The organism is Bartonella sp. B30(2025), from assembly GCF_053793825.1.
Map to the genome: position 1 here is coordinate 1,017,083 of NZ_CP200034.1, position 23,640 is coordinate 1,040,722.

The following is a 23,640-nucleotide window of genomic DNA, read 5'->3' on the forward strand; positions in this document are numbered from 1 at the left end:
AATTTAATTTTTTTTCTCAACCATAGCAATAATAAGCCATTGAGCAGTTAAAGCTGGTTTTTTTAATTGTTCAACTTCTACGGTAGCTTCATAATGAAAAACAACCCGACCTGAAGGGCGAATCTCAGCATCACTTAAAACAAAACGAGCACGCACCCTTGCTCCCGCTTTTACAGGACTCATAAATCGTACTTTATCAAAGCCATAATTTATCCCCATTGTTGCCTCTTCTAACTTTGGAAGTGCTTCATAAGCCAAAGTTGACAAAAGAGATAATGTCAAAAAACCATGAGCAATAGTGCCACCAAAAGGTGTATCTTTTGCTCTTTCTTCATCTACATGAATCCACTGGTGGTCATCTGTTGCGCACGCAAATTGATTAATCATATCTTGTGTAACAAGACGCCACTGCGATAAGCCCACTTCTTTCCCTATGAAGTTTGCTATATCGTGCACTGCTATTTTTCGTTGCATAACGCTATTCCTGTTTTATTGAGTAAAAGACCACACGCCCTCTTGCTTTTATAAAGCCCATTGATTAGAGCATCAAGAGTAAACACATCTTCCATAATAGACAAATCTCTTTTGGTAGAATAACTTCTGAATGAGAAAAAAGGATGGTAAAATAGGAAAACAATAATGGCAAGCAATGTAAAGCTGACGGGTTTAGCACATGATTTAAAGCAACGTGCAGAACATCATCAGCCTATCCGGATTGGGCTGATTGGTTGCGGTGAAATGGGAACAGATTTGCTGTCAAGCGTTGCACATATGGATGGCATAACTATTGCAGCCGTTGCTAGCCGAACACCATCACGGATCTTTGATGCAGCAACACTCGCTTATGGCGAAACTGGTCATGCGCGTGAAGTTGAAAATGCTAGCGCCTTAACAAAAACTATTGAAGAAAACTTGATTGCAGCAACAGACGATATTGATCTTGTTTTATACAACGAACAAATTGATGTTATTGTTGATGCAACAGGATATCCAGAAGCTGGTGCAGAAATCGGTATAAAAGCAATTGAAAACAATAAACATCTTGTCATGATGAATGTTGAAGCAGATGTGACGATTGGCGCTTATTTAAAATATGAAGCAGAAAAACGGGGACTTATTTATACACTTGGCGCCGGTGATGAACCCTCTGCTTGCATGGAACTCATTGAATTTGTTTCAGCCCTTGGACACAAGATTGTTGCAGCCGGAAAAGGCAAAAACAATCCTCTTAACTTTGATGCCACACCTGATCTTTACGAAGAGGAAGCATTAAAACGTAATATGAATGTCCGAATGCTTGTTGAATTTATTGATGGCTCTAAAACAATGGTTGAAATGGCAGCTATTGCCAATGCAACAGGACTTCTTCCCGATCGCCCCGGCATGCATGGACCACAAGCAGAACTCCAAGATTTAAGCAAAGTGCTTATTCCCAAAAAAGATGGTGGTATTTTAGATCAGTATGGTGTTGTAGAATACTCAATAGGTCCAGGAGTTTCTCCTGGTGTTTTTGTCATTGCAGAAATAGCACATCCACGTCTACGAGAACGTATGGAAGACTTAAAAATTGGTCAAGGTCCCTACTTTACCTTTCATCGTCCCTACCATTTAACATCAATGGAAGTGCCTTTAACCTGTGCACGCGTTATGCTTTATGGTAAAAAAGATATGGTACCACTTAACCATCCGGTAGTAGAAGTCTGTGCTGTTGCTAAAAAAGATTTACATCCTGGTGATAAATTAGATTTTATCGGTCTTTACAGTTATCGTGCTTGGATAATGAATATTAAAGAGGCGCGCGCTCACAAAGCTATTCCATGTGGTCTTCTAGAAAAAGCAACAGTTACAGCTGAAATTAAAAAGAATGAGCTTATCACAGTGTATAATACAACTATTAGGGAAAACCAATGGATTGCACGACTTAGAGCGAAGCAAGATGTTTTGTTAAGCTCCCTTCCCCCCGCTCATGCTTAAGAACTTTATTCTCTTTATTGCAAAAAGTTCATAAGCCTGTAAAAGAAGACACTACCCTTTTGAAGAGGAAAAGTATAAATTAGAAAGTTGAGTATTTCTCTGGTGCATAGAGGAAAGAATATTTGGTATTGTCTTCAATTTATAAAATCATTATGTAATCTAACCAATCAATCCTCCCCTCCCCCTCTATCCGATGCGGAAAAGACCATTCTCGGATATTGATTTTTCAAAAGTAATAAAATGATTAACAAAACTTACCAATGAGATAGGTGTCATTGAGTCATTAAAGCAATAGCGCTATAAGAGACAACAAAATGTTAGGAAAATCTCCTGTCAGTAAAGTGGTTAGCAATGAGATAATCCCTACACCTCCCCAAACTCCCGCATATTCATTAAAGAAAGCGACTTTCTCAACTTGACCCAAAGCCAATTTTTCCTGTTTCTCAGTATCAAATATAACAGCGATATCCTCTGCCCTCATAACCGCATTTTTTCCTGATACAGTTTTAGCTATTTCTTCTTGCAATTGAGCTTTTATAACATTTGCATTGCTATTTATAGTATGCGCAAAAAAAAGAATACATGATGCAAAAATACATGAATAGATGCTATTTTTAAATAATTTAAGCATAACTTACTTCACTCCTTTTTTATTCATTGAAGTAGCTAAATAATGTTCATTATTTATAAATATAAATATCAAGGCTCACATTGAATTAGTTATCTTATTCAAAAAATATTATAGGATATGTTATATAAGTTATATTTATACATATAACACATTATGTATTACATGTAAAGACACAAAAAAGCCACAATTTATTTTTTTTAAATTATTGACTAAAAATGCTTTTCTGAAATGCCAGCTTAACTTGATTTGTCTAAAGAAAAATTTTTTCTAAACATCTATATTGGAAAATCATTTGTATAAGCGCTGAGACAAAATGATGAAAACTCTATAGGAGTAAAATAAACTCCATCGCTGATCTCAATCACTATTCATTATCGCTAAAATTATGAAAAAATTTGTTTTTATATTAAAAAAAGAAGTATGTTCATTCAATGGCTGTTAAATATAAATGACAAAGAACAATAATTTTGTTTTTTTTCATTATAATAATCGTAAAAAAACAGCATTAATCAACAAGTTTTACAAAATATATTCAATCTTTAAATATCAAAATATTGATCTTTAAACAAAACATTCGATAAACTTTCTCATCATGTTTAACTAAAAAACTCTCATTTTCACTGCATCATATTTATATTTGATATCAAAACATTCTTGTTTGTATTTTTTTTTACATATAGAGTAAGATCAAGAAGAGTAATTTCACTTCATTTTAGGATCCTCTGTTTATTAATTTTTCTTTCTGGCAATAAATTATGACACCCGACACACCTTTCCTCGCTCTTTTGCCTTTAGGTGCACACGAATACCACGGAAACCATCTCCCATTTGAAACTGACTGGATTATCGCTGAAGCTTTTGCAAAAACACTTACTTTACAAACAAAAGAACAATTTGATATCACACTCTTGCCTGTTGAAAAGATCGGTTATTCGGTAGAACATATGGATGTTGCTGGAACAAAAACACTTACCTTTTCTGAGGCTATAGAACGGTGGATAAGCATTGGTGAAAACTGCTATCGCAAAGGTATCAAGCGTTTTTTTATTCTCAATGCCCACGGAGGCAATTCCCCCTTAATGAGTATTGTCATTACCGAATTACGGAGACGTTTTTCGATGCTTGCTGTAGCAACAAGCTGGAATCGTTTTGGCTTGCCACCAGGTTTAATGCAACCACCTCAACAACATCTTGATATCCACGGAGGATTTATCGAAACCTCCTTAATGCTTTATTTAGCACCAGAAAAGGTGCATATCGAAAAAGCTAAAAATTTTCATAATAGGCAAGCTGATATGATTGCAAATTATCAGTATTTGCGCGCCTATGGACCTCATGCCTTTGGGTGGAAAATGCGTGATCTTAACCCACAAGGAGCAGCAGGCAATGCAAAAGAAGCAACATCCCAAGCAGGTGAAGCAATCTTTTCTCATGTTCTTGATGGGCTGCATGGTTTACTTGATGATATCAGTCGATTTAAAATAGACACCTTACAATAAAAGAAATAGCCATGGAAAAAACACAAAATATATCCGATAAACTTCCTGTTACAGTTCTTACAGGTTACCTTGGATCAGGAAAAACGACTCTTCTGAACCGCATTCTTAGTGAAAACCATGGAAAACGTTATGCAGTCATTGTCAATGAATTTGGTGAAATTGGCATCGATAATGATCTTATCGTTGAATCCGATGAAGAAATTTATCAAATGAATAATGGTTGTGTTTGCTGCACCATACGTGGAGATCTTATCCGCGTTTTAGAAAGCTTGATGCAACGTGCACACCGATTTGATGCCATCATCATAGAAACAACAGGACTGGCTGACCCAGCTCCTGTTGCACAAACTTTTTTTATGGATGATACTCTACATAGAAAAACTGCTCTTGACAGTATCATAGCAGTTGTGGATGCAAAGCATTTTCCACTCCAGCTAAAAAAAAGCCGTGAAGCCGAAGAACAAATTGCTTTCTCTGATATTATTCTTCTCAATAAAACCGATCTTGTTAGTACAGAAGAACGTGCACACGTTGAATCACTCATTCTTGCAATAAATCCTTGGGCTATCCTTTACGCAACAGAACACGCCAATCTCCCTCTTGATAAACTTCTTAATCGCGGCTCTTTTGATTTACAACGCATTTTAGATAATGATCCTCATTTTCTAAACCACCAACACTCAAGCCATGTATGTGATTCCAATTGCCATCATGATCATGAACATCATCACGTATCTACCATTCATGATGTTACAATAACTTCTTTAAGTTTAAAAACAGGAGCTCTAAAACCAGAAAAATTTTTCCCATGGATTCAACAAATTACCCAACAGCAAGGTCCTGATATTTTGCGTTTAAAAGGCATTATCGCATTTCAAGGGGATCATGATCGTTATGTCCTTCAAGGCATACACATGATCCTTGAAGGACAACATCAACGACCATGGCGCGAAAATGAAAAACGTGAAAGCCGGCTTGTTTTTATCGGTCGCACCCTCGATGCCGAAAAACTGAAAACTGGTTTTGAAAATTGCGCATAAGCGAGTGACAATGCCGAGCATTATTCATTACGATCTTCAGAGTTATTGCCTTTCCTGCGGTTTTATAGATGGTAAACCAGTTTTTGTTTCAGCAGAAGGTTTTATTGTTTTTTTAGACTCAACCCCGCAAACCATTGAAGTTCATCAGGGCATCATTTCAAGCGGTTTTTCTCATGATAACATGGCAATCATCACAGGTGGTGAAGATGGAAATGTTTGTCAAACAACAGCCGATGGTTGCATAAAAATGCTAGGGAACAAAGAACGAAAATGGATCAATAATGTCGCTTTTGGACCACAGAAAGTGTTTGCCTTTTCTTCTTCACGTCTAGCAATGGCGAATATCGGTAAAGGGTTACAAGAACTTATTCATGAACATAGTGTAGAAGGTCTTGCTTTTGCGCCAAAAGGTTTGCGACTTGCTGTTGCCCATTACAATGGTGTTACCCTTCATTGGTTGTCAACACAAGCAGCCCCAACAACATTAATATGGAAAGGCGCACATTTTGGTGTTACTTTCTCACCCGATAATCGTTATGTTATTTCTACTATGCAAGAAAATGCTCTACATGGCTGGCGTCTCGCAGATAATCAACATTTACGCATGAGCGGCTATCCAAACAAAGTTAAAAGCTGGTCTTGGAGCCAAAAAGGAAAATGGCTAGCCACATCAGGTGCATCAGCCGCTATTGTTTGGCCTTTTCATACAAAAGATGGGCCCATGGGTAAAACACCGTTAGAACTTGGTACACGAGCAGACGCATTTGTCAGCATAGTTTCATGCCATCCAAAAGAAGAAGTTGTTGCGATAGGCTTTAATGACGGCATGATTTCATGTGTACATTTCCCTGATGGAAAAGAAGCCAAACTCAAAAATTGTGGAAAAAGCGCTATTTCCGCACTAAACTGGGACAAGACAGGACACAATCTCGCATTCGGGAGCGAAGATGGTGCATGCGGCGTTATAAACATCACCACTTGAGAAAATATTCAAAACAACAGTCTTCGCAGGCTAAAAAAGGTCATACAAAACCTCCCCACCATGACTGAGTAATTAAATCCCTGACTTCTTTTATTCTTGAAGAACCAACAGACTAGACTTGAGAAATAAGCTCAATAAAAAACAGTAAGCCGCTCATCTATAAAATTCCTAGAAAAAACGGCTCACTGTCAACATGATTAATATCAATATGCTCCTCCATAATAATACAAATAATAAAAAATAAAGTTCACAATTCTACTTTTTACATCATCCTAGCAAAATTTGTAAGCCATTTACCAACACCTAATTTTAAAAAACTTTTAAAGAGAAACTGAAACCATAATCCAAGATCACCCCATACTCTTTGGGCCCCCCCTACGAGAATAACAGCTACCTTTTTAAATTTTTTGTCGGTCAATACTTTATTTTTTTCAGCACTTTCATCTACAATACTGACAACTGCTCTACGGACTTCCTGCATATTTTTTTCTGCTAATGTAACAGCGGAAAAAACATATCGAGGCTGCATCATTTCAAAATTTGCACTGGCACTGACACCGGTCGCTTGCAAAAAAGAATAAAGAAATACTATCAAAGTATATGGAGATTTCTTTTTTTTAAATATTTTACTCATAACATCACCTCAAACTTCTTTCTCCCCTCTTAAAAAATACGAGCAAAGCTCAAAAAGCACCCAATAAAAAATCTCAAAATGTGAGAACACACTTATTATTAGATGCTCAATATAAATAACACATTATGTATTTTACGTAAAGTGAAATGGTTGAATAGCATAAAAATTACAACCATATGTTACATATTATATGTTAAAAAATAATCTTTATAAGGCACTTAGCATTAAAATGCGATCTGCCTTTTAATCAAAATGAAATACACCAAATGCGGAAAACATACTAAAAAATGACAAGCTGCTTACCATAAATTTTGGTATAAGCCGCCTGCCATTATCATGAATAGCACGAACATATTTGAGATTAGAGAAGTCAATTTAGAATTATTTTCTAAGCAATTTTAAAAAGCTTCGATAAATATTGTACAATTTGTAAAACAAACGTACTAATAAGACTTACAATTACTCCCTGTGAGATAGCACTGAAAAGTCCGGTGGTTGCTGTAGCTAAAGCAACAGGGCTCACCTTTCCCAATTTCCCAATTGTATCTTCTTTTTCATTTCTGGTACTTCTATCGAGAGCGCCCATAACGACTAAATTCGTTAGTTTGTTGTTTTTTTGTACTATTTCAGACATAGAAATAGCTTCATGAGACTTATGTCCATAAAAGCGTGCACTCGCACTCATGATTTGTGAAAAAAAACAAACAGCCACTGTAAAAACACATAAAAATACATTCTTTTTTAACATTCTAATCATGATTGCACCTAAAACTTTCCTCTTCTATTATATTAAAATATGAAAAAAGCTTAAAAAACATCAGAAAATAAAAATATGCTTATGTGCTAAACGGACATATAACACGTTTCGTATAAAAAATAAAGCTAAAATGTGTCAGGCACATTACAGCCGCAATTACAAACAAAAGAATTATTAAAGAATAGAATTAAAATGTAATTTAACACTCACCATGCGCACTCACAAAAACAGTACCTGTAAGCTTATGCAAGCAAACAAAATGATTGTGAAAATATCAAGTGAGATAAAAAACAAATAAATAGAAAACTTCTTTTTCAGAACGAAAACAACAAAATTCAACTAAAATATCTTTCAAGACATAAGCTATTTGTTTTCAAGATTTTTTAAAAACATTGCTGCCCCTATCAATAAGGGCAGCATGCTGACTATTCCTCATAATAAAGGAAGAATTCATCAATTATCTTCTACAAAATATACATCCATTAAAAAAAATGCACATCAATAAGATGTGCGATGTATATTTTAACATTTAAGATCATTCCTTTTAATAAAAAGGCACACTCTTTTAATGTCTCTATTATTGTATCCATAATGCTAACATTTACCTTCTCCAGCTCTCTGGCTAGTTATTTTTTTCAATACGTGCATTCGGAATACCGACGGCCACCACACATTCATCTTCTATACTTTTTCTCTCTTTGCACACCACAGCAGAAATGACACGCCGAGATTTACCATTTTTAAAATTTGCACAATAACCGACAATTTATGAAAAGGGATAAATGATGACGATAAAAATTCACAAAGAAAAAAAGAAACTCTTGTTTTAAAACTTTTCATCATGACTTGTCTCAAATTTCCCTTCTCCATTTTTTAACAACCAAAATACTTGCTTAAGGAAAAAAACAAACACATGCTTCTCTATTTTATCAATGTGTCCAAAATACAGCTTAAAAACGATAACTTAAACCACCAGAGAAGTGCGTTCCAGAAAAACCAGCTTTAGCAAGTTTACGCTGATACACTACGTCACTATGAAATGTCATATTGGGAGATAATTGTGAATGAATACCAAACCCTGCTTCTAATGAAGAGCCAAATGCTCCTAATTCAAAAGAATCCTTGAAATACACAAACTGTTTGTAACTAAAATCGTTAACAAAATGAACCTTACCATAAAAAGAAATAACGCGAGAATCTCCGATTACAGAAATCGTTTTAGTTAAACGCCCACCAAAACGCATCATCCATTGATCAGACTTTTTCATATCTATATCGAATCCATCAATATCATGTGCCTTATTAAATTGAAGACGCTGATAAATAACCTGAATCTGCGGATCAAAAACAAGATTTTTACATTTTGTCGTGAACACTTTTCCAGCAGTTAATGAACCACTGAAAGGTCTACCATTTAATGTTGCCGTCTTGCCCCGTGCAAAAGTGAAAACGTCACCATTAAACAAACCATAAGATAAAAATCCATCTATATAAAAACCAACATCATGTTCTACACCACCATACACTGCAATTGCCCATTTATCGAATGTGCTTTGCTGACTTTGCTCAACATTTTGAGGCTCAAAAGAAAATTTTCCGTAAGTTCCCATAACCCCAAAGGAGGTAGTAATGAACTTATTTTCGATTTTTTGCAGCAAAATACCAGCTTCAAAGGCTTTATAATCAAGATCACCATCATAACCATATTCAATCTCAGACAAATTGGAAGCATAATGGTAAATCCCACCATAACCACGGAAAAAAAGAGCAGGATTCTCGTCCGTTTTCAATAATCGATTAGGAGCAGCGCGAACAGCTTCTAACTGCTTGTTTTGGTTGATGATATCTAGCAAACCAGCTTGAAACAGACTATTTGGCAAAAGCAAATAAGCGGGCACTTGTGGAACAACAGCCCTTATATATTGCTGAGAATGCGAGACAGGCTTTGAAATAGATTCAATATTAGGTTTCACAGATGAAGTGTCAGAAGAATGAGATTCAGGCACAACAGAGGTAGAAATAGCAGAAATTACATCGGGCGCATAATGAGATGTCTCTGCAGAATCAGGTGGAATAATAAAAGGATCAGCTTCAGGCGCAATCGGAACAGAAGGTGTTACAAAAGTAGAACCGGATTCCGGCATAACTGGAGCAATAGGTGTTACAAAAGTAGAACCAGCATCAACAGCAGGAGAAACAATTTCAGACTCTACCCCATTAGAATTGCTTTCGATCACAGGATTAATAATAACACGAGATGTAGGCGCCATTAACTTACTTTTGAGACAAAAATCCCAATAAGAACGTTTATTATAAGCAACAAGATCATACTGGTAAGGAGTCCCACCCAGCGTAACGTAACCATCCTGCAGCTTAAAGGAGTCTTCACTCGCATTTCCGGAAACTTGAATAAGTGAAATCCCTGGGTCACTTCTATCCTTTCCTACCTCTCTTCCCCGACCTTCTGAAGTGATTTTCACATGCACTATTGTTTTTCCAGAAACATCACCATCAATGAAAAGCCTATCGGTTTTTATACTTTTAGCATCACTTTCTTTACCCAAATATGTATTGAGATAAAGATGTGTATCACCTTCTGCTTGATAAACAACACCTTGTCCCTCTCCTATACGAAGATCTTGGTAATTATAAGCTGCTTTAGATTCTGGATCTTTAAAAAAAAGAGAACTGTCCTTAAGATGTAATTCTGAAATCGATGGCATACTAGAAAACGGCTTACTCACTTCAGCACTTTTAAACTGTTTACGTTCTGGTTCCGACAAAATCCATTTCGATTTATTTTCAAGCTTAATTTTAGCAGTAGAACTGTCATCAACATAAGTCTTCCCTTGAATGATAGAGGAGTTAACTACAAGATTTACAGAAGATTTATCAGTAGCATTAAGCAATACACTTCCCCACACTGTCGAATTTTTCGAAAGTGTAATCGAATTATCAAATCGTTTACTATAAATGGCTGTACTATTTGGAACGGCTAAAGTCGTAGCTTCTAGGTTAACAGCTCCTTTCCCAAGCATTATTTTTTGTTGCCCATTCAACATTGCCTGCCAAAGAAAATTCATGCCATAAGATTGATTACCCTCTACTAAAATGTGAGAATTTTTTATATTTGCGCTATTATTATTATTTCCTTCCAAAAAAAGTCCATGCGCATCTTTAACTTCAATCTTACCATTCTGAAAGTCAATAACACCTTGACCTTGAAGCATATGCAAAGCTGCATTTTTATGACTCTTTTCTATATTTGCACCCGAACTGCCATTATCGGTAACGGAAATATTATATAAGGAAATTTTTCCATCATCCCCTCCTATTTGAACTCCGATGCCATTCTTAAAACCAATCTCTCCTCCTTTCATCATAATATTTGCACCACTCATACTCAAAAGACTTATTCCATTAGAATCCGTCTTAATTGTTATATCCTCTAAAGTCGTAGACGATCCTTTTCCGGTAGCACTAACACCTACACGCGTTGCATCAATCAATACCTTTTCCATTTTAACCGTACTATACTCAGCATTCACACCGACTGGCACATTCTTCAAAAGTGAAGAATTTAAATTAACTGTCGCTTCCTCTGATACTTTTACACCATAATTTAAAGAATTTTTTTCTAAATCACCATTTTTCCTCATAGCGGGATTAACGGTTACGGTTATATTATTTGCATCGATTTTCGTGTTTTTTTTAGATGCTTCTATAACTGCAACATCCTCAGAACCTTGCCCAGATCCAAATAACGTATAAGTTTTGCTAGAAATTGTATGCTCTTGGCCATCACTACATCGATAAGGTAAATCATTATTATTATTACATTGAGATGCAGTTTTTTTAGAAGGCTGTGCATTCGTATTAACATCAGTTATAAAAAAAAGAATAACTGTTGTGAAAGTACATAAAGGTAGATAATTTTTAGACATTTTAACCATTATTTTACTACAAACTTTCTTCCCCTTCACATTAAAAACAAAAAACACGCATTTTGCTTATTTTCTTTAACTGCGTGCGCTACATGTATAATACATTTTGTATTTTATTAATCCATTTTGTGTTTTATGTAAAGCAAGAATTAAAAAAATAACAAAAAAACCATAATTAAAATTTGGGATTTTTATAAAGAAACAAGAAAATATGATTAAAAAAGAATAATATAACTTACTCAAAAAGCAATTATTCTAAAACAGCTTTAAAAAATTTATAAATCATTATGACATGGAGATGTTAGAAAAACTCTCAGTATGAACACCTAATCAATTTTTAAGAAAAAATCAGAAAGATTATACTGAAAAAAATCTTTAAAGATATGCAAAATACTTACTACTTGTTTTCAAAATTTCTAACGAGATAAACCTACTAAAAAAGCCATAAGCTATGCTTATGGCTTTTAAACAATTTGATCTAAAATATAACTCAATTAAAAATGGTAGTGCAATCCACCAGAGAAACTTGTTCCAGAAAAACCAGCCTTGGTCAATTTATGCTGATATGTAAGATCTCCATGAAGTGCTAAATTGGGGAATAATTGCGCATTAAAACCTACTCCAGCATCTAGAGAAGAACCAAAAGCACCCAACTGAAAAGCATCCTTAAAATGGACAGAGTGTTTTTCTCCAAAACTATGAGATAGGTGAAGCTTACCATAAAAAGAAACAACCCGTGCATCTTTCATGACAGGAAGCGTCTTCGTTAAACGACCACCAGCACGCATAACCCACTGATCAAGATGACCCATCTTGATGTCAAAACCATCAATATCATGCTCCTCCTTAAAGTGGAGATGTTGATAAACAACCTGAACTTGCGGATCAAAAACAAGATCTCTCGACCCTGCCATCAACGCTTTCCCTGCTGTGACGGAAACATTGAGAGGATTACCCTTCAACGTTGCTGTCTTACCACGTGCAAGGGTCGAAACATCACCTTGAAATAAACCATAGGACACAAGACCATCTACATAAAGACCATTATCATACCGCGTGCTGCCATATGCTGTCATTGTCCACTTATCAAGAGCACTATTTTGGCTTTGATCAACATCAAGAGGCTGTAGAGAAACTTTGCCATAGGTGCCTATAATACCTAAAGATGTCGTGCTATATGCCCCATCGATCGTTTTCAATAAAACACCGGCCTCGACAGAGTTATAATCCAGTTCTCCCCCGTAACCATATTCAAAAGCAGACAGGTTTGAAGTATATTGATAATTACTTCCATAACCGCGTAAAAAAATAGCAGATATGGGATCACTTTTTAACAGTCCTCCAACAGAAAAGCGCATAGTTTCCAAACGCTTATTTTGATTGTTGAGATCGGCTAAACCAGACTGAAATAACGTATTGGGCAAAAGGAGGTAGGTTGGAACTTGCGGAACAACAACTCTTATCTCTGGTTCATCAGGTCTAGGATGACCAGGGCGCCCGACATACGCACTTTTGAGATAAAAATTCCAAAACTTTCCCTCACCTTTTACAAATCTTTTACCAACTTCTCCCTTTAAACCATCTGCTACACCATAATAAGCATGAAGCCTATACTGATAAGGGGAACCACGCAACGCAACATAGTCGCCATGCAGCTTAAAAGAATCTTGATGGGCTGTTCCAGAAACCTGAATCAGTGAAATCCCTTCACTATCCTTTTTGCTCTTAGCATGTTTCGTTGATGTTTTTGAAACAGGGCGCACATAAATTTCCGTTTGTCCCTGAACATCACCGTTAATCAAAACACGGTCGGTTTGTGCGTTATCATGCAAGCCTTTAGCGCTCAGATATGTATTAAAATAAATCTTCGCTCCATCTTCCGCATGATAAACATCATCATAAACATCATCAAACTTGCCTTTATTTCCAACAGAGAGCACTTGATAATCATAAGTCGAACCAGATTTTTGTTCACCAAAATCAATCGAACTATTATTAAGCGTTATATAGGAAACAGAAGAATCTTTTTGTAACTGCGCTTCACGTGAATGACCTTGTCTCTGATGTCTTATATCCCATCTCGAATTGTTTTTTAACAGGATCTCTGCAGTAGAACTCTCATCAGTATAAGCCCCTCCTTGGAGAGTAGAAGAATGCGCTGAAATGACTACAAGAGCATTCTTCTCGGCTTTTAGCAATAAATTCTCTGAACTGAGAGTACTCTCCAATAAATTAACAGTACCCTCAACAGCACTCATACTATAAACAGCCGCACCACCTGTAACATTTAAAACTGTTTTCTGTAAATCAACAATTTCCCTTCTAGGAGGAATTTTATATTCTACTAGGCCGTGTCTTATACCTTCAGCGTCTTCCCACTGCTTCTCTCCCCCAAAATATATCCCATGGGATCCCTCGCCGTTTATTTTGATAGTGGAGTTTTTAACTGTCATCTTAGTTACAGAAAACTGACCTGAGAAATCCTCCCTTAACGGAATTGCATTAGGATCATTGTGTGTGTTTTTCAATAAAATACCATGAAGATCAGTCGCCTTAACATTCCCCTTCTTAAAAGAGATATTTCCAGCTTTATCCAAAACAAAAACTGCAAAATTATCGGGGTTGTTCTTTTGTCCCTTTGCGGTAATAGTAACACCATCAAAAACCGCTTCACCACCAATTGCTGAATAAATTCCATTACTATCCGTGAAATCAATTGATCCTTTAGTCATCTCAACTTTTGCGTTTTCATAAACATAAAAACTGTAAGGACTCGCCTTACCCTCTTTACTACCTGTAGTCTTAACTGTTGTATTCTTTAAAATAATGGAAGCTGAATTTTTTTGTGCCGGTTTTCCGACTGCTTTAACAGCAACATGGCTCTCATCAATTTTTCCGTCGCTTACTATAATCTTTCCGGCATGGGCATAAAGAGCTACCTCTGCATTTTTGATAGAAAGACCAGGTAAAATAGCCTTCCCATGGTCTAACACACGAACACCGTATGTATAAAGTCTCTCTGGTACTTCACTATAAATAGTTATATTATTTCCCGTAACTCTTGCGTTTTGAATTTTTTGATTACTATCTTTTGCGTTCTTCACACTTACAGCAATAAATTGAAGAGCTTTATCTTTATTTTTAACGTCATCATTAGTAATCTTATAAATCTTATTGTTATCAAGTGTTATATTTTTTCCACAAACAATGCACGTATAATACACCCACTCCTTATCATTTGGCATGACAAGAGGAATACGTGAACGAGAGGGAGAAACGGGAGGGATATTAGCACGGGAGGAAGCATTTCTATCCCTAGATTCAACGCTATTGTGATTATTTTTAGGAATAATCACAATATTATTATCTGTAGGGGTAACTGTAATCATATATCCATTACGATCAAAATAGCTAGAAACACTTTCGGGAGAATGTTCTTGATAGCTAGGTAAACTATGAGTATGCCGGGATAAAGATTCACTGGATGGTGTCCTGGGAGTATCTTCAGGAAGAACCGTTGCAGTGTGGTAAATTCTTCCGGAACCAATTTCAGGGTAAGTTCTGGCATCACTCTCTCCGTAATCACCAAGACCAGTACTATAATCATTGCCATGATCATAAGGATAACTGGAATAATACTCATAAGGAGAATAACTATACTCACGTCCGGAATAGCCATCAGGACTATAGCCAAATTGATAAGCATTATGATAAGTATCTGTATAAGGAGGAGAGCTAACTACACTAAAACCATCCTGGGGAGATACGTGATTGCTATCCCTCTCTGAAACAGCACTGACCCCTAATCCACTTTGTAGAAAAAAAATAGCTGCCGTTGTATAAGCACATAAACGTACATGATTTTTAAACACTTTGATTATATCTCCATTAATCTATCCCCCCTCACTAAAAACAAAGCTACCCCTCTCATCACCCTCCAAACAAAATAAAAAGGGTGCGTCTCATACCCACTTTGACTCACGAAAAAACTCTCTAAACAAAATTGTTCTCCGACAAACCTCCGCGCACATAACAACTTATGATAAATAAATAATCATTATAAACAATTTATACGTGTATAATACGTTATGTTACTCGTGTAAAGAGAAAATAAAACGATATGTATCATTATAATTGCAATTCCCTTTGCAACATTCAAAAAATTCAACTCAAGTAAAAGTAAGAAAATAACCAAAATCAGTAGAAAACGGGTTATAAAAAATAAATTTTGAGAACTACTCAAATAGTCATAAAGTAAAAGCCTTTAAAATATGGTGCATTGGCACGAAATTCTTTGTTATTCAAAATCTTAAGAATAAACCGATTAATATTACACTATATCAAAAATTTCAAAAAAGCCGCTTTCCATAAAAAAAAGGATATAATCATCCCATTCTTTCATTTGCAAACGAGAGAAACAATATGATCAATCCTTTTTGTCATATCAAAAAGGCGCGCGTCTTTTAATGCAACAATACAGATTCTTGTAAATCGTTAATAAACAAAAAAGGCAGCACAATGTGCTGCCTTTTTACCAAAGTATAAACAATACTGATCTTATTTTAAAACTGGTAACGCACTCCACCAGAGAAACTTGCTCCAGAAAAACCAGCCTTGGTCAATTTATGCTGATATGTAAGATCTCCATGAAGCGCTAAATTGGGAAGTACTTTAACATTAAAACCCACTCCAGCATCTAGAGAAGAACCAAAAGCACCCAACTGGAAAGCATCCTTAAAATGGACAGAGTGTTTTTCTCTAAAACTATGAGATAGGTGCAGCTTACCATAAAACGAAACAACCCGTGCATCTTTCATTACAGGAAGTGTCTTCGTTAAACGACCACCAACACGCATAACCCACTGATCAAGATGATCCATCTTGATATCAAAACCATCAATATCATGCTCCTCCTTAAAGTGGAGATGTTGATAAACAACCTGAACTTGCGGATCAAAAACAAAATCTCTCGACCCTGTCATCAACGCTTTCCCTGCTGTGACGGAAACATTGAGAGGATTACCCTTCAACGTTGCTGTCTTACCACGTGCAAGGGTCGAAACATCACCTTGAAATAAACCATAGGAAACAAGACCATCTACATAAAGACCATTATCATACCGCGTGCTTCCATATGCTGTCACTGTCCACTTATCAAAGACACTTTTTTGGCTTTGCTCAACATCAAGAGGCTGTAAAGAAACTTTGCCATAGGTGCCTATAATACCTAAAGATGTCGCGCTAAAGGCTCCATCGATCGTTTTCAATAAAACACCTGCTTCTACAGCATTATAATCCAGTTCACCTCCATAACCATATTCAAAAGCAGACAGGTTTGAAGTATATTGATAATTACTTCCATAACCGCGTAGAAAAATGGTAGAAATCCCATTACATTTCAGCGGTCCTCTCGCAGCAGCAAAGCGCATAATTTCCAAACGCTTATTTTGATTGTTAAGATCTACTAAACCAGACTGAAATAACGCATTGGGCAAAAGGAGGTAGGTTGGAACTTGCGGAACAACAACTCTTATCCCTGGTTCATCAGGTCTAGGATAACCAGGACGCCCGACATACGCACTTTTGAGATAAAAATTCCAAAACTTTCCCTCACCTTTTACGAATCTTTTACCAACTTCTCCCTTTAAACCAGATTCTAAACCATGATAAGCATGAAGCCTATACTGATAAGGAGATCCATCCAACGCAACATAGTCGCCATGCAGCATAAAAGAATCTTGATGGGCTTTTCCAGCAACCTGAATCAGTGAAATCCCTTTACTATCCTTCTTGCTTTTGGCATCTTTCTTAAAATTTTCTAAAACAGGATTCACATAAACCACAGTTTTCCCAGAAACATCTCCGTTAATCAAAACACGGTCGGTTTGTTTGTTATCATGCAAGCCTTTAGCACTCAGATGTGTATTAAAATAAATCTTCGCCCCACCTTCTGCTTCATAAACTGATCCGCCCCATTCTCCATTTCCAATATACAGTTTTTGGTAGTCGTAAAACGGATGATGTTTTGATTTTGCAAACCTAATAGCGCTATCTTTAAGGCTTACGAATGAAATAGAGGAAACATCTTTATCATCAGATTCATGCAAATTATTCCGTTGCCTTTGTGGTAAAATCCACCTTGAACTATTTTGCAAATAAATTCCAGCATTAGAATTATTATCTACACTGGTACCACCTTGAATACTAGAAGCATCAGCTAAAACTTTTATAAAAGCACCATTCTGAGCTTTCAACAATAAATTTTCTGAGCTAATTGTACTATACACTAAGCTAACAACACCATGAGAGAGAGCATCTCCATAAATAGCCACATCCTCAACAAAAAGTATCGTGTCATCCTTTATATTAACAAGACTTACTTTAGGTAAAGGCTTTCCCTCTCCCTCTACATCTTCTTCATTCTCTTGTTCTTCCAACGGATCACTTCCTAAAAAATGTATGCCATGAGATCCTTTACCTTGCACACTAATACGAGAATTTTTAACATAAATCTTAGCACCAACATCAGTATTAAGCCAATCATCCTCAATTAGATCTGATCTCTCATCAAGTGATAGATCATTTTCTGACTTAACTGAATTACTTAACATAAAGCCATGAAAATCTGTGACATTAATATTTCCATTCTTTAAATCGACAAAAGCATTTTGCTGCACAAAGATAGCCGCACGATCTTTTTGATTTTCTTCTTCCTCATCGCTATTTATTGTCTGAGAAACCCCATCAACATTCGTTAAATCAATTGATTCATCATTCCTCTGAACTTCTGAATCGTTTTCGCTACAATCACATTCTTCTTCTGCACCATTATTACTATTTAAAATGTTCTCTTCTCCACCTCTTGCTTTAAAAATATTATCTTCCTCATTGCTTGTCTTAATTTTTACATCAGTTAAAGTAACAACCGCTTTCCCACCTTTTGCTTTAACAGCAAAAATACCATTTTCAGAATCCTCTTTTTTAATCTCAATATCTCCATTACTGAGATCAATAATTCCTTCATCAGCAAAAAGAGTTATTCCTATATTCTTAGCAGTAAAATGCGTTAAAGAAATTCTTCCCCCCTGCGATACAGATACGCCCAACGCTTCAGACGATATCTCTGGCACTTCACTAATAATTTTTACATTGATACCTTTAACATCTGCTCTTATTTTTTTTATGTCTGCATTACCAGCATGATTGTTATCCCCCCTTTTATCTACTTTAACATTAACAGCAATATAATCAGCAGGAATTGTATCACTGTTTTGGGAAGTAATGCTAAAAAAGTAATTATCAATCGTGTTGTTAGTTCCACACTTATCGCAGACATACATATACGGTTTAAAGTTTTTATCCGCATAACTAGAACTCTCTCTACCACTGGAATGAGAATAGTAATAGTTAGCGACAAAGCCATTCGCAAGATCTTCATCTATATACTGATTATTAGATGAAACAGGATTATGTTTGAATTCAGCACAAATACCGTTATTAGGATCGTAGTAATTATCAACACGAATTTTCCTATTTTCCCCATCATGAATAAAATACATGAAAGAAACTCTCTGAGAATTTTGCGCGTTCTCCTCGGAATCGGAATTATCACTTTGACGCTGATGAGGTTGCTCAGGAGGGAAGCTAATGTAATAACTGCCGTTACTATTTTCAATTTGCATTAAGTTGTTATTACCGGACCTGAGATTGTCAATACTGGAAATATAACAACTCTCTCTGCTACAAATCCCAGAAAAAAACGTCTCCATACCCCGAGGAGGAACAGAATTATTCACATAAGAAACATTCCTCCTTTTATCTAACTGAGGAGCTCTGTCTTCTGCATCGTCTTCTGCATCATCTTCTGCATTTGCAGAACCTATCACTCCACTCTGCATAAAAGAAAAAACAGTCGTTGTGAAAACACATAAGTATATGTAATTTTTAAATTTAACCATAGCCCCATAAAAAACTCCCTTCCCCTCTTGTTGAAAATAAAAACAACTATACAGGACATTTCCCAACAAAAAGGACACACCTTAAATCCCTTGAATTGGTGAAAATTTACCCGCATAAGCTCGGTGAAAATCTACTCACAACACAGAAACTATCTTTAGGACAACAGCTTATTATATACAATTCATACGTGTATAATACATTATGTTTCTCGTGTAAAGAGAAAATAAAACAATATGTATCATTATAATTGCAATTCCCTTTGCAACATTCAAAAAATTCAACTCAAATAGTCATAAAGTAAAAGCATTTAAAATATGGTGCATTGGCACGAAATTCTTTACTATTCAAAATCTTAAGAGGAAACCGATTAATACTACGCTATATCAAAAATTGCAAAAAAGCTGCTTTCCATAAAGAGAAAGGATGTAATCATCCCATCCTTTTATTTGCAAACGAGAGAAAAAATATGATCAATCCTTTTTGTCATATCAAAAAGGCGCGCGTCTTTTAATGCAACAATACAGATTCTTGTAAATCGTTAATAAACAAAAAAGGCAGCACATTGTGCTGCCTTTATACCAAAGTATAAACAATATTGATCTTATTTTAAAACTGGTAACGCACTCCACCAGAGAAACTTGCTCCAGAAAAACCAGCCTTGGTCAATTTATGCTGATATGTAAGATCTCCATGAAGTGCTAAATTGGAAAGTACTTTAACATTAAAACCCACTCCAGCATCTAGAGAAGAACCAAAAGCACCCAACTGAAAAGCATCCTTAAAATGGACAGAGTGTTTTTCTCCAAAACTATGAGATAGGTGAAGCTTACCATAAAAAGAAACAACCCGTGCATCTTTCATGACAGGAAGCGTCTTCGTTAAACGACCACCAGCACGCATAACCCACTGATCAAGATGACCCATCTTGATGTCAAAACCATCAATATCATGCTCCTCCTTAAAGTGGAGATGTTGATAAACAACCTGAACTTGCGGATCAAAAACAAGATCTCTCGACCCTGCCATCAACGCTTTCCCTGCTGTGACGGAAACATTGAGAGGATTACCCTTCAACGTTGCTGTCTTACCACGTGCAAGGGTCGAAACATCACCTTGAAATAAACCATAGGACACAAGACCATCTACATAAAGACCATTATCATACCGCGTGCTGCCATATGCTGTCATTGTCCACTTATCAAGAGCACTATTTTGGCTTTGATCAACATCAAGAGGCTGTAGAGAAACTTTGCCATAGGTGCCTATAATACCTAAAGATGTCGTGCTATATGCCCCATCGATCGTTTTCAATAAAACACCGGCCTCGACAGAGTTATAATCCAGTTCTCCCCCGTAACCATATTCAAAAGCAGACAGGTTTGAAGTATATTGATAATTACTTCCATAACCGCGTAAAAAAATAGCAGATATGGGATCACTTTTTAACAGTCCTCCAACAGAAAAGCGCATAGTTTCCAAACGCTTATTTTGATTGTTGAGATCGGCTAAACCAGACTGAAATAACGTATTGGGCAAAAGGAGGTAGGTTGGAACTTGCGGAACAACAACTCTTATCTCTGGTTCATCAGGTCTAGGATGACCAGGGCGCCCGACATACGCACTTTTGAGATAAAAATTCCAAAACTTTCCCTCACCTTTTACAAATCTTTTACCAACTTCTCCCTTTAAACCATCTGCTACACCATAATAAGCATGAAGCCTATACTGATAAGGGGAACCACGCAACGCAACATAGTCGCCATGCAGCTTAAAAGAATCTTGATGGGCTGTTCCAGAAACCTGAATCAGTGAAATCCCTTCACTATCCTTTTTGCTCTTAGCATGTTTCGTTGATGTTTTTGAAACAGGGCGCACATAAATTTCCGTTTGTCCCTGAACATCACCGTTAATCAAAACACGGTCGGTTTGTGCGTTATCATGCAAGCCTTTAGCGCTCAGATGTGTATTAAAATAAATCTTTGACTCACCTTGCGCGTGATAAACATCATCAAACTTGTTTTTATTTCCAACAGAAAGCACTTGATAATCATAAGTCGAGCCAGATTCCTGTTCACCAAAATCAATTGCACTATCATTAAGTGTTATATATGAAACAGAAGAAGCATTTCGTAACTGCTCTTCACGTGAATGATTTTGTTTCTGATATTTTATATTCCATCTCGAATTGTTTTTTAACAGGATCTCTGCAGTAGAACTCTCATCAGTATCAGCCCCTCCTTGGAGAGTAGAAGAATGCGCTGAAACTCTTATAAAAGAGCCTTGCTCAGCTTTTAGCAATAAATTTTCTGAACTGAGAGTACTCTGCAGCAAATCAACAATGCCATAAACAGCACCAAAGCCATAAATAGCTGTATCAGTAACTTTAAAATCCACATTTTCTAACTTAACATGTTCTTCTCTAAGTGTAACCCATTGCCTATTTACAGTGTCTAATTGTGGATAATAAAATTGCCATTCTGTTCCCCTAAAATATACACCGTAATATCCAGCACCACTCACACGAACGTCAGAATCTTTAAGATAAATATTATTCTTCGCTGTCACAGCCTCATCCTCCTGTGACGCACCATTCGCGTTCCCCCCTATTGTGATATGCACCTGAGCTTCTCGCATTATAGCATGCATATTGTTAACATCTATAACCGCTTTTTTCTCAGGTTTCCCTCTAAAAGTAATCTTTCCCCCTGCATCCATAAGAAAAACAGCATAATTTTGATCGGATACCCCCTCTCCAGTAGATACCCCCTCTCCAGTAATAGTCACATCACTGAGCTCTACCGATCCATCGTATGCCGCAGAAACCCCATGACTGCCCTTAAGGTGAATTTGTCCGTTTGAAACAGTGATTTCTGATCCCCCAACGCTGTAAATGCTTGTCTTTCCACCGCTTGTTTCGATTGTCATATCACTTAAATGAACATTTGCTAACGTTCCTACCGCAACAGCAACTGTAGGAGCGTCTTTAATACTTCCTTTATTTACCTCGATATTTCCATTATTAGCATACAATGCTACCTCTGCATCTTGAACGGTCAAATCTGTCAAACTAACTTCGCCATTATCTGAGACAAAGACAGCATATCCATAAGGTTTACTTGAAACTTCACTTTTAACAGTTACGCCTTTCCCAACAACTTTTGCTTTTTTATTCTCAGTTTGCGGAATATTATTTACCTTTATAGCATAAATACTCTCACCACTCACTTTCCCGTAAACATGAGCTCCCATCATAAAACTGTAATTATCAATTTTTTCTTCTCCGCAAGTGGTACATAAGTAAAACATTTTAGGAAAAGATAAAGTCTCACTAATATATTGACCGTGTTTTTTATCCCAATCAGTAATAACAAAACCTAAAGTCTTTTTGTTATATCCATTTTCTTTCTCTCCAAAAAGACGCAATTCAGTACATAAACCAGAAATAGGATCATCGCATTTAGTATAATATGTAAAAAATATGCGATCATTACCAGATGCATCACCATCTTCTTCATCAATGCTATAATACATATTCCCATCATTAGAATGGCTTCTATTAGAATGATGGCTTCTATTAGAATAGCTCAAGTCATTTTTGGGAGAGACTATATCAGAACGCTCTCCTTCAAGAGACTTATAGAAATTTCCCGCAGAAAGATAAGAATCATAGGAATTTCCGAAATAAAAAAAAGTACCAGGACCATTAGAAGATACATAAAGCTTTTCAGAGGGATCGGAGGGAGAAAAATAACTATCTGCAGGAGATTCTACAGGAGGTAAAGGGGTAACCTCGATAACATAAGGACTTCCACTATAATAAGAAGGACTTCCACTATAATAATAAGAAGAACTTCCACTATAATAAGAATCTTCACTATAATCACGAGGACTTCTTGAATCAGCACTCACCCCTATTTCACTTTGTAAGAAAAAAATGGCTGCCGTTGTATAAGCACATAAACGTACATGATTTTTAAACACTTTGACTATATCTCCATTAATTTCTCCCCCCTCATTAAAAATAAAAACACCCATCTCCACACCCTCCAAACAAAACAAAAAGGATGCGTCTCATACTCAATTTAACTCATGAAAAAACTCTCTAAACAAAATTGCTCTACGACAAACCTCCACGTCAATAACAACTTATGATAAATAAATAATCATTATAAACAATTTATACGTGTATAATACGTTATGTGGCGCGTGTAAAGAGAAAA

General features: G+C 36.3%; 12 protein-coding genes. 4 read left to right on the forward strand and 8 right to left on the reverse strand.

Features of this window, described 5'->3' with window-relative positions:
* Positions 1-3: 3 nt before the first annotated feature.
* Positions 4-474: a MaoC family dehydratase gene (locus V4P55_RS04350; protein WP_455473892.1), complete on the reverse strand. Its 471-nt coding sequence runs from the start codon at positions 472-474 to the stop codon at positions 4-6.
* A 165-nt stretch (positions 475-639) separates the two neighbouring features.
* Here V4P55_RS04350 and V4P55_RS04355 point away from each other — a divergent pair, with 165 nt between their 5' ends.
* A complete protein-coding gene (locus V4P55_RS04355) occupies positions 640-1,974 on the forward strand; it encodes an NAD(P)H-dependent oxidoreductase (RefSeq protein ID WP_455473893.1) in 1,335 nt (444 codons plus the stop codon).
* A 283-nt stretch (positions 1,975-2,257) separates the two neighbouring features.
* On the opposite strand, the gene V4P55_RS04360 is transcribed toward V4P55_RS04355, so the two are convergent.
* Positions 2,258-2,605, reverse strand: coding sequence for a hypothetical protein (locus V4P55_RS04360; protein ID WP_455473894.1), 348 nt, complete (start codon positions 2,603-2,605; stop codon positions 2,258-2,260).
* A 755-nt stretch (positions 2,606-3,360) separates the two neighbouring features.
* Between V4P55_RS04360 and V4P55_RS04365 the strand changes: the two genes are divergently transcribed.
* Genes V4P55_RS04365 through V4P55_RS04375 form a run of 3 tightly spaced genes read left to right on the forward strand, consistent with a single transcriptional unit; the run spans position 3,361 to position 6,126 of the window.
* A complete protein-coding gene (locus tag V4P55_RS04365; protein WP_455473895.1) occupies positions 3,361-4,104 on the forward strand; it encodes a creatininase family protein in 744 nt (247 codons plus the stop codon).
* An 11-nt stretch (positions 4,105-4,115) separates the two neighbouring features.
* Complete coding sequence (locus tag V4P55_RS04370) at positions 4,116-5,144, forward strand: CobW family GTP-binding protein (protein WP_455473896.1); 1,029 nt, start codon at positions 4,116-4,118, stop codon at positions 5,142-5,144.
* Positions 5,145-5,154: 10 nt separating this feature from the next.
* Positions 5,155-6,126: a WD40 repeat domain-containing protein gene (locus V4P55_RS04375; RefSeq protein WP_455473897.1), complete on the forward strand. Its 972-nt coding sequence runs from the start codon at positions 5,155-5,157 to the stop codon at positions 6,124-6,126.
* Positions 6,127-6,388: 262 nt separating this feature from the next.
* Here V4P55_RS04375 and V4P55_RS04380 read toward each other — a convergent pair whose 3' ends face one another.
* The 6 genes from V4P55_RS04380 to V4P55_RS04405 form a co-directional block, all read right to left on the reverse strand.
* A complete protein-coding gene (locus V4P55_RS04380) occupies positions 6,389-6,760 on the reverse strand; it encodes a hypothetical protein (protein ID WP_455473898.1) in 372 nt (123 codons plus the stop codon).
* A gap of 388 nt (positions 6,761-7,148) precedes the next feature.
* Positions 7,149-7,508, reverse strand: coding sequence for a hypothetical protein (locus tag V4P55_RS04385; RefSeq protein ID WP_455473899.1), 360 nt, complete (start codon positions 7,506-7,508; stop codon positions 7,149-7,151).
* Positions 7,509-8,467: 959 nt separating this feature from the next.
* A complete protein-coding gene (locus V4P55_RS04390; protein ID WP_455473900.1) occupies positions 8,468-11,461 on the reverse strand; it encodes an autotransporter outer membrane beta-barrel domain-containing protein in 2,994 nt (997 codons plus the stop codon).
* Between the two features lie 494 nt (positions 11,462-11,955).
* A complete protein-coding gene (locus tag V4P55_RS04395) occupies positions 11,956-15,333 on the reverse strand; it encodes an autotransporter outer membrane beta-barrel domain-containing protein (protein WP_455473901.1) in 3,378 nt (1,125 codons plus the stop codon).
* Between the two features lie 690 nt (positions 15,334-16,023).
* Positions 16,024-19,419: an autotransporter family protein gene (locus tag V4P55_RS04400; protein ID WP_455473902.1), complete on the reverse strand. Its 3,396-nt coding sequence runs from the start codon at positions 19,417-19,419 to the stop codon at positions 16,024-16,026.
* Positions 19,420-20,026: 607 nt separating this feature from the next.
* Positions 20,027-23,455, reverse strand: coding sequence for an autotransporter family protein (locus V4P55_RS04405; protein ID WP_455473903.1), 3,429 nt, complete (start codon positions 23,453-23,455; stop codon positions 20,027-20,029).
* Between the last annotated feature and the right edge of the window lie 185 nt (positions 23,456-23,640).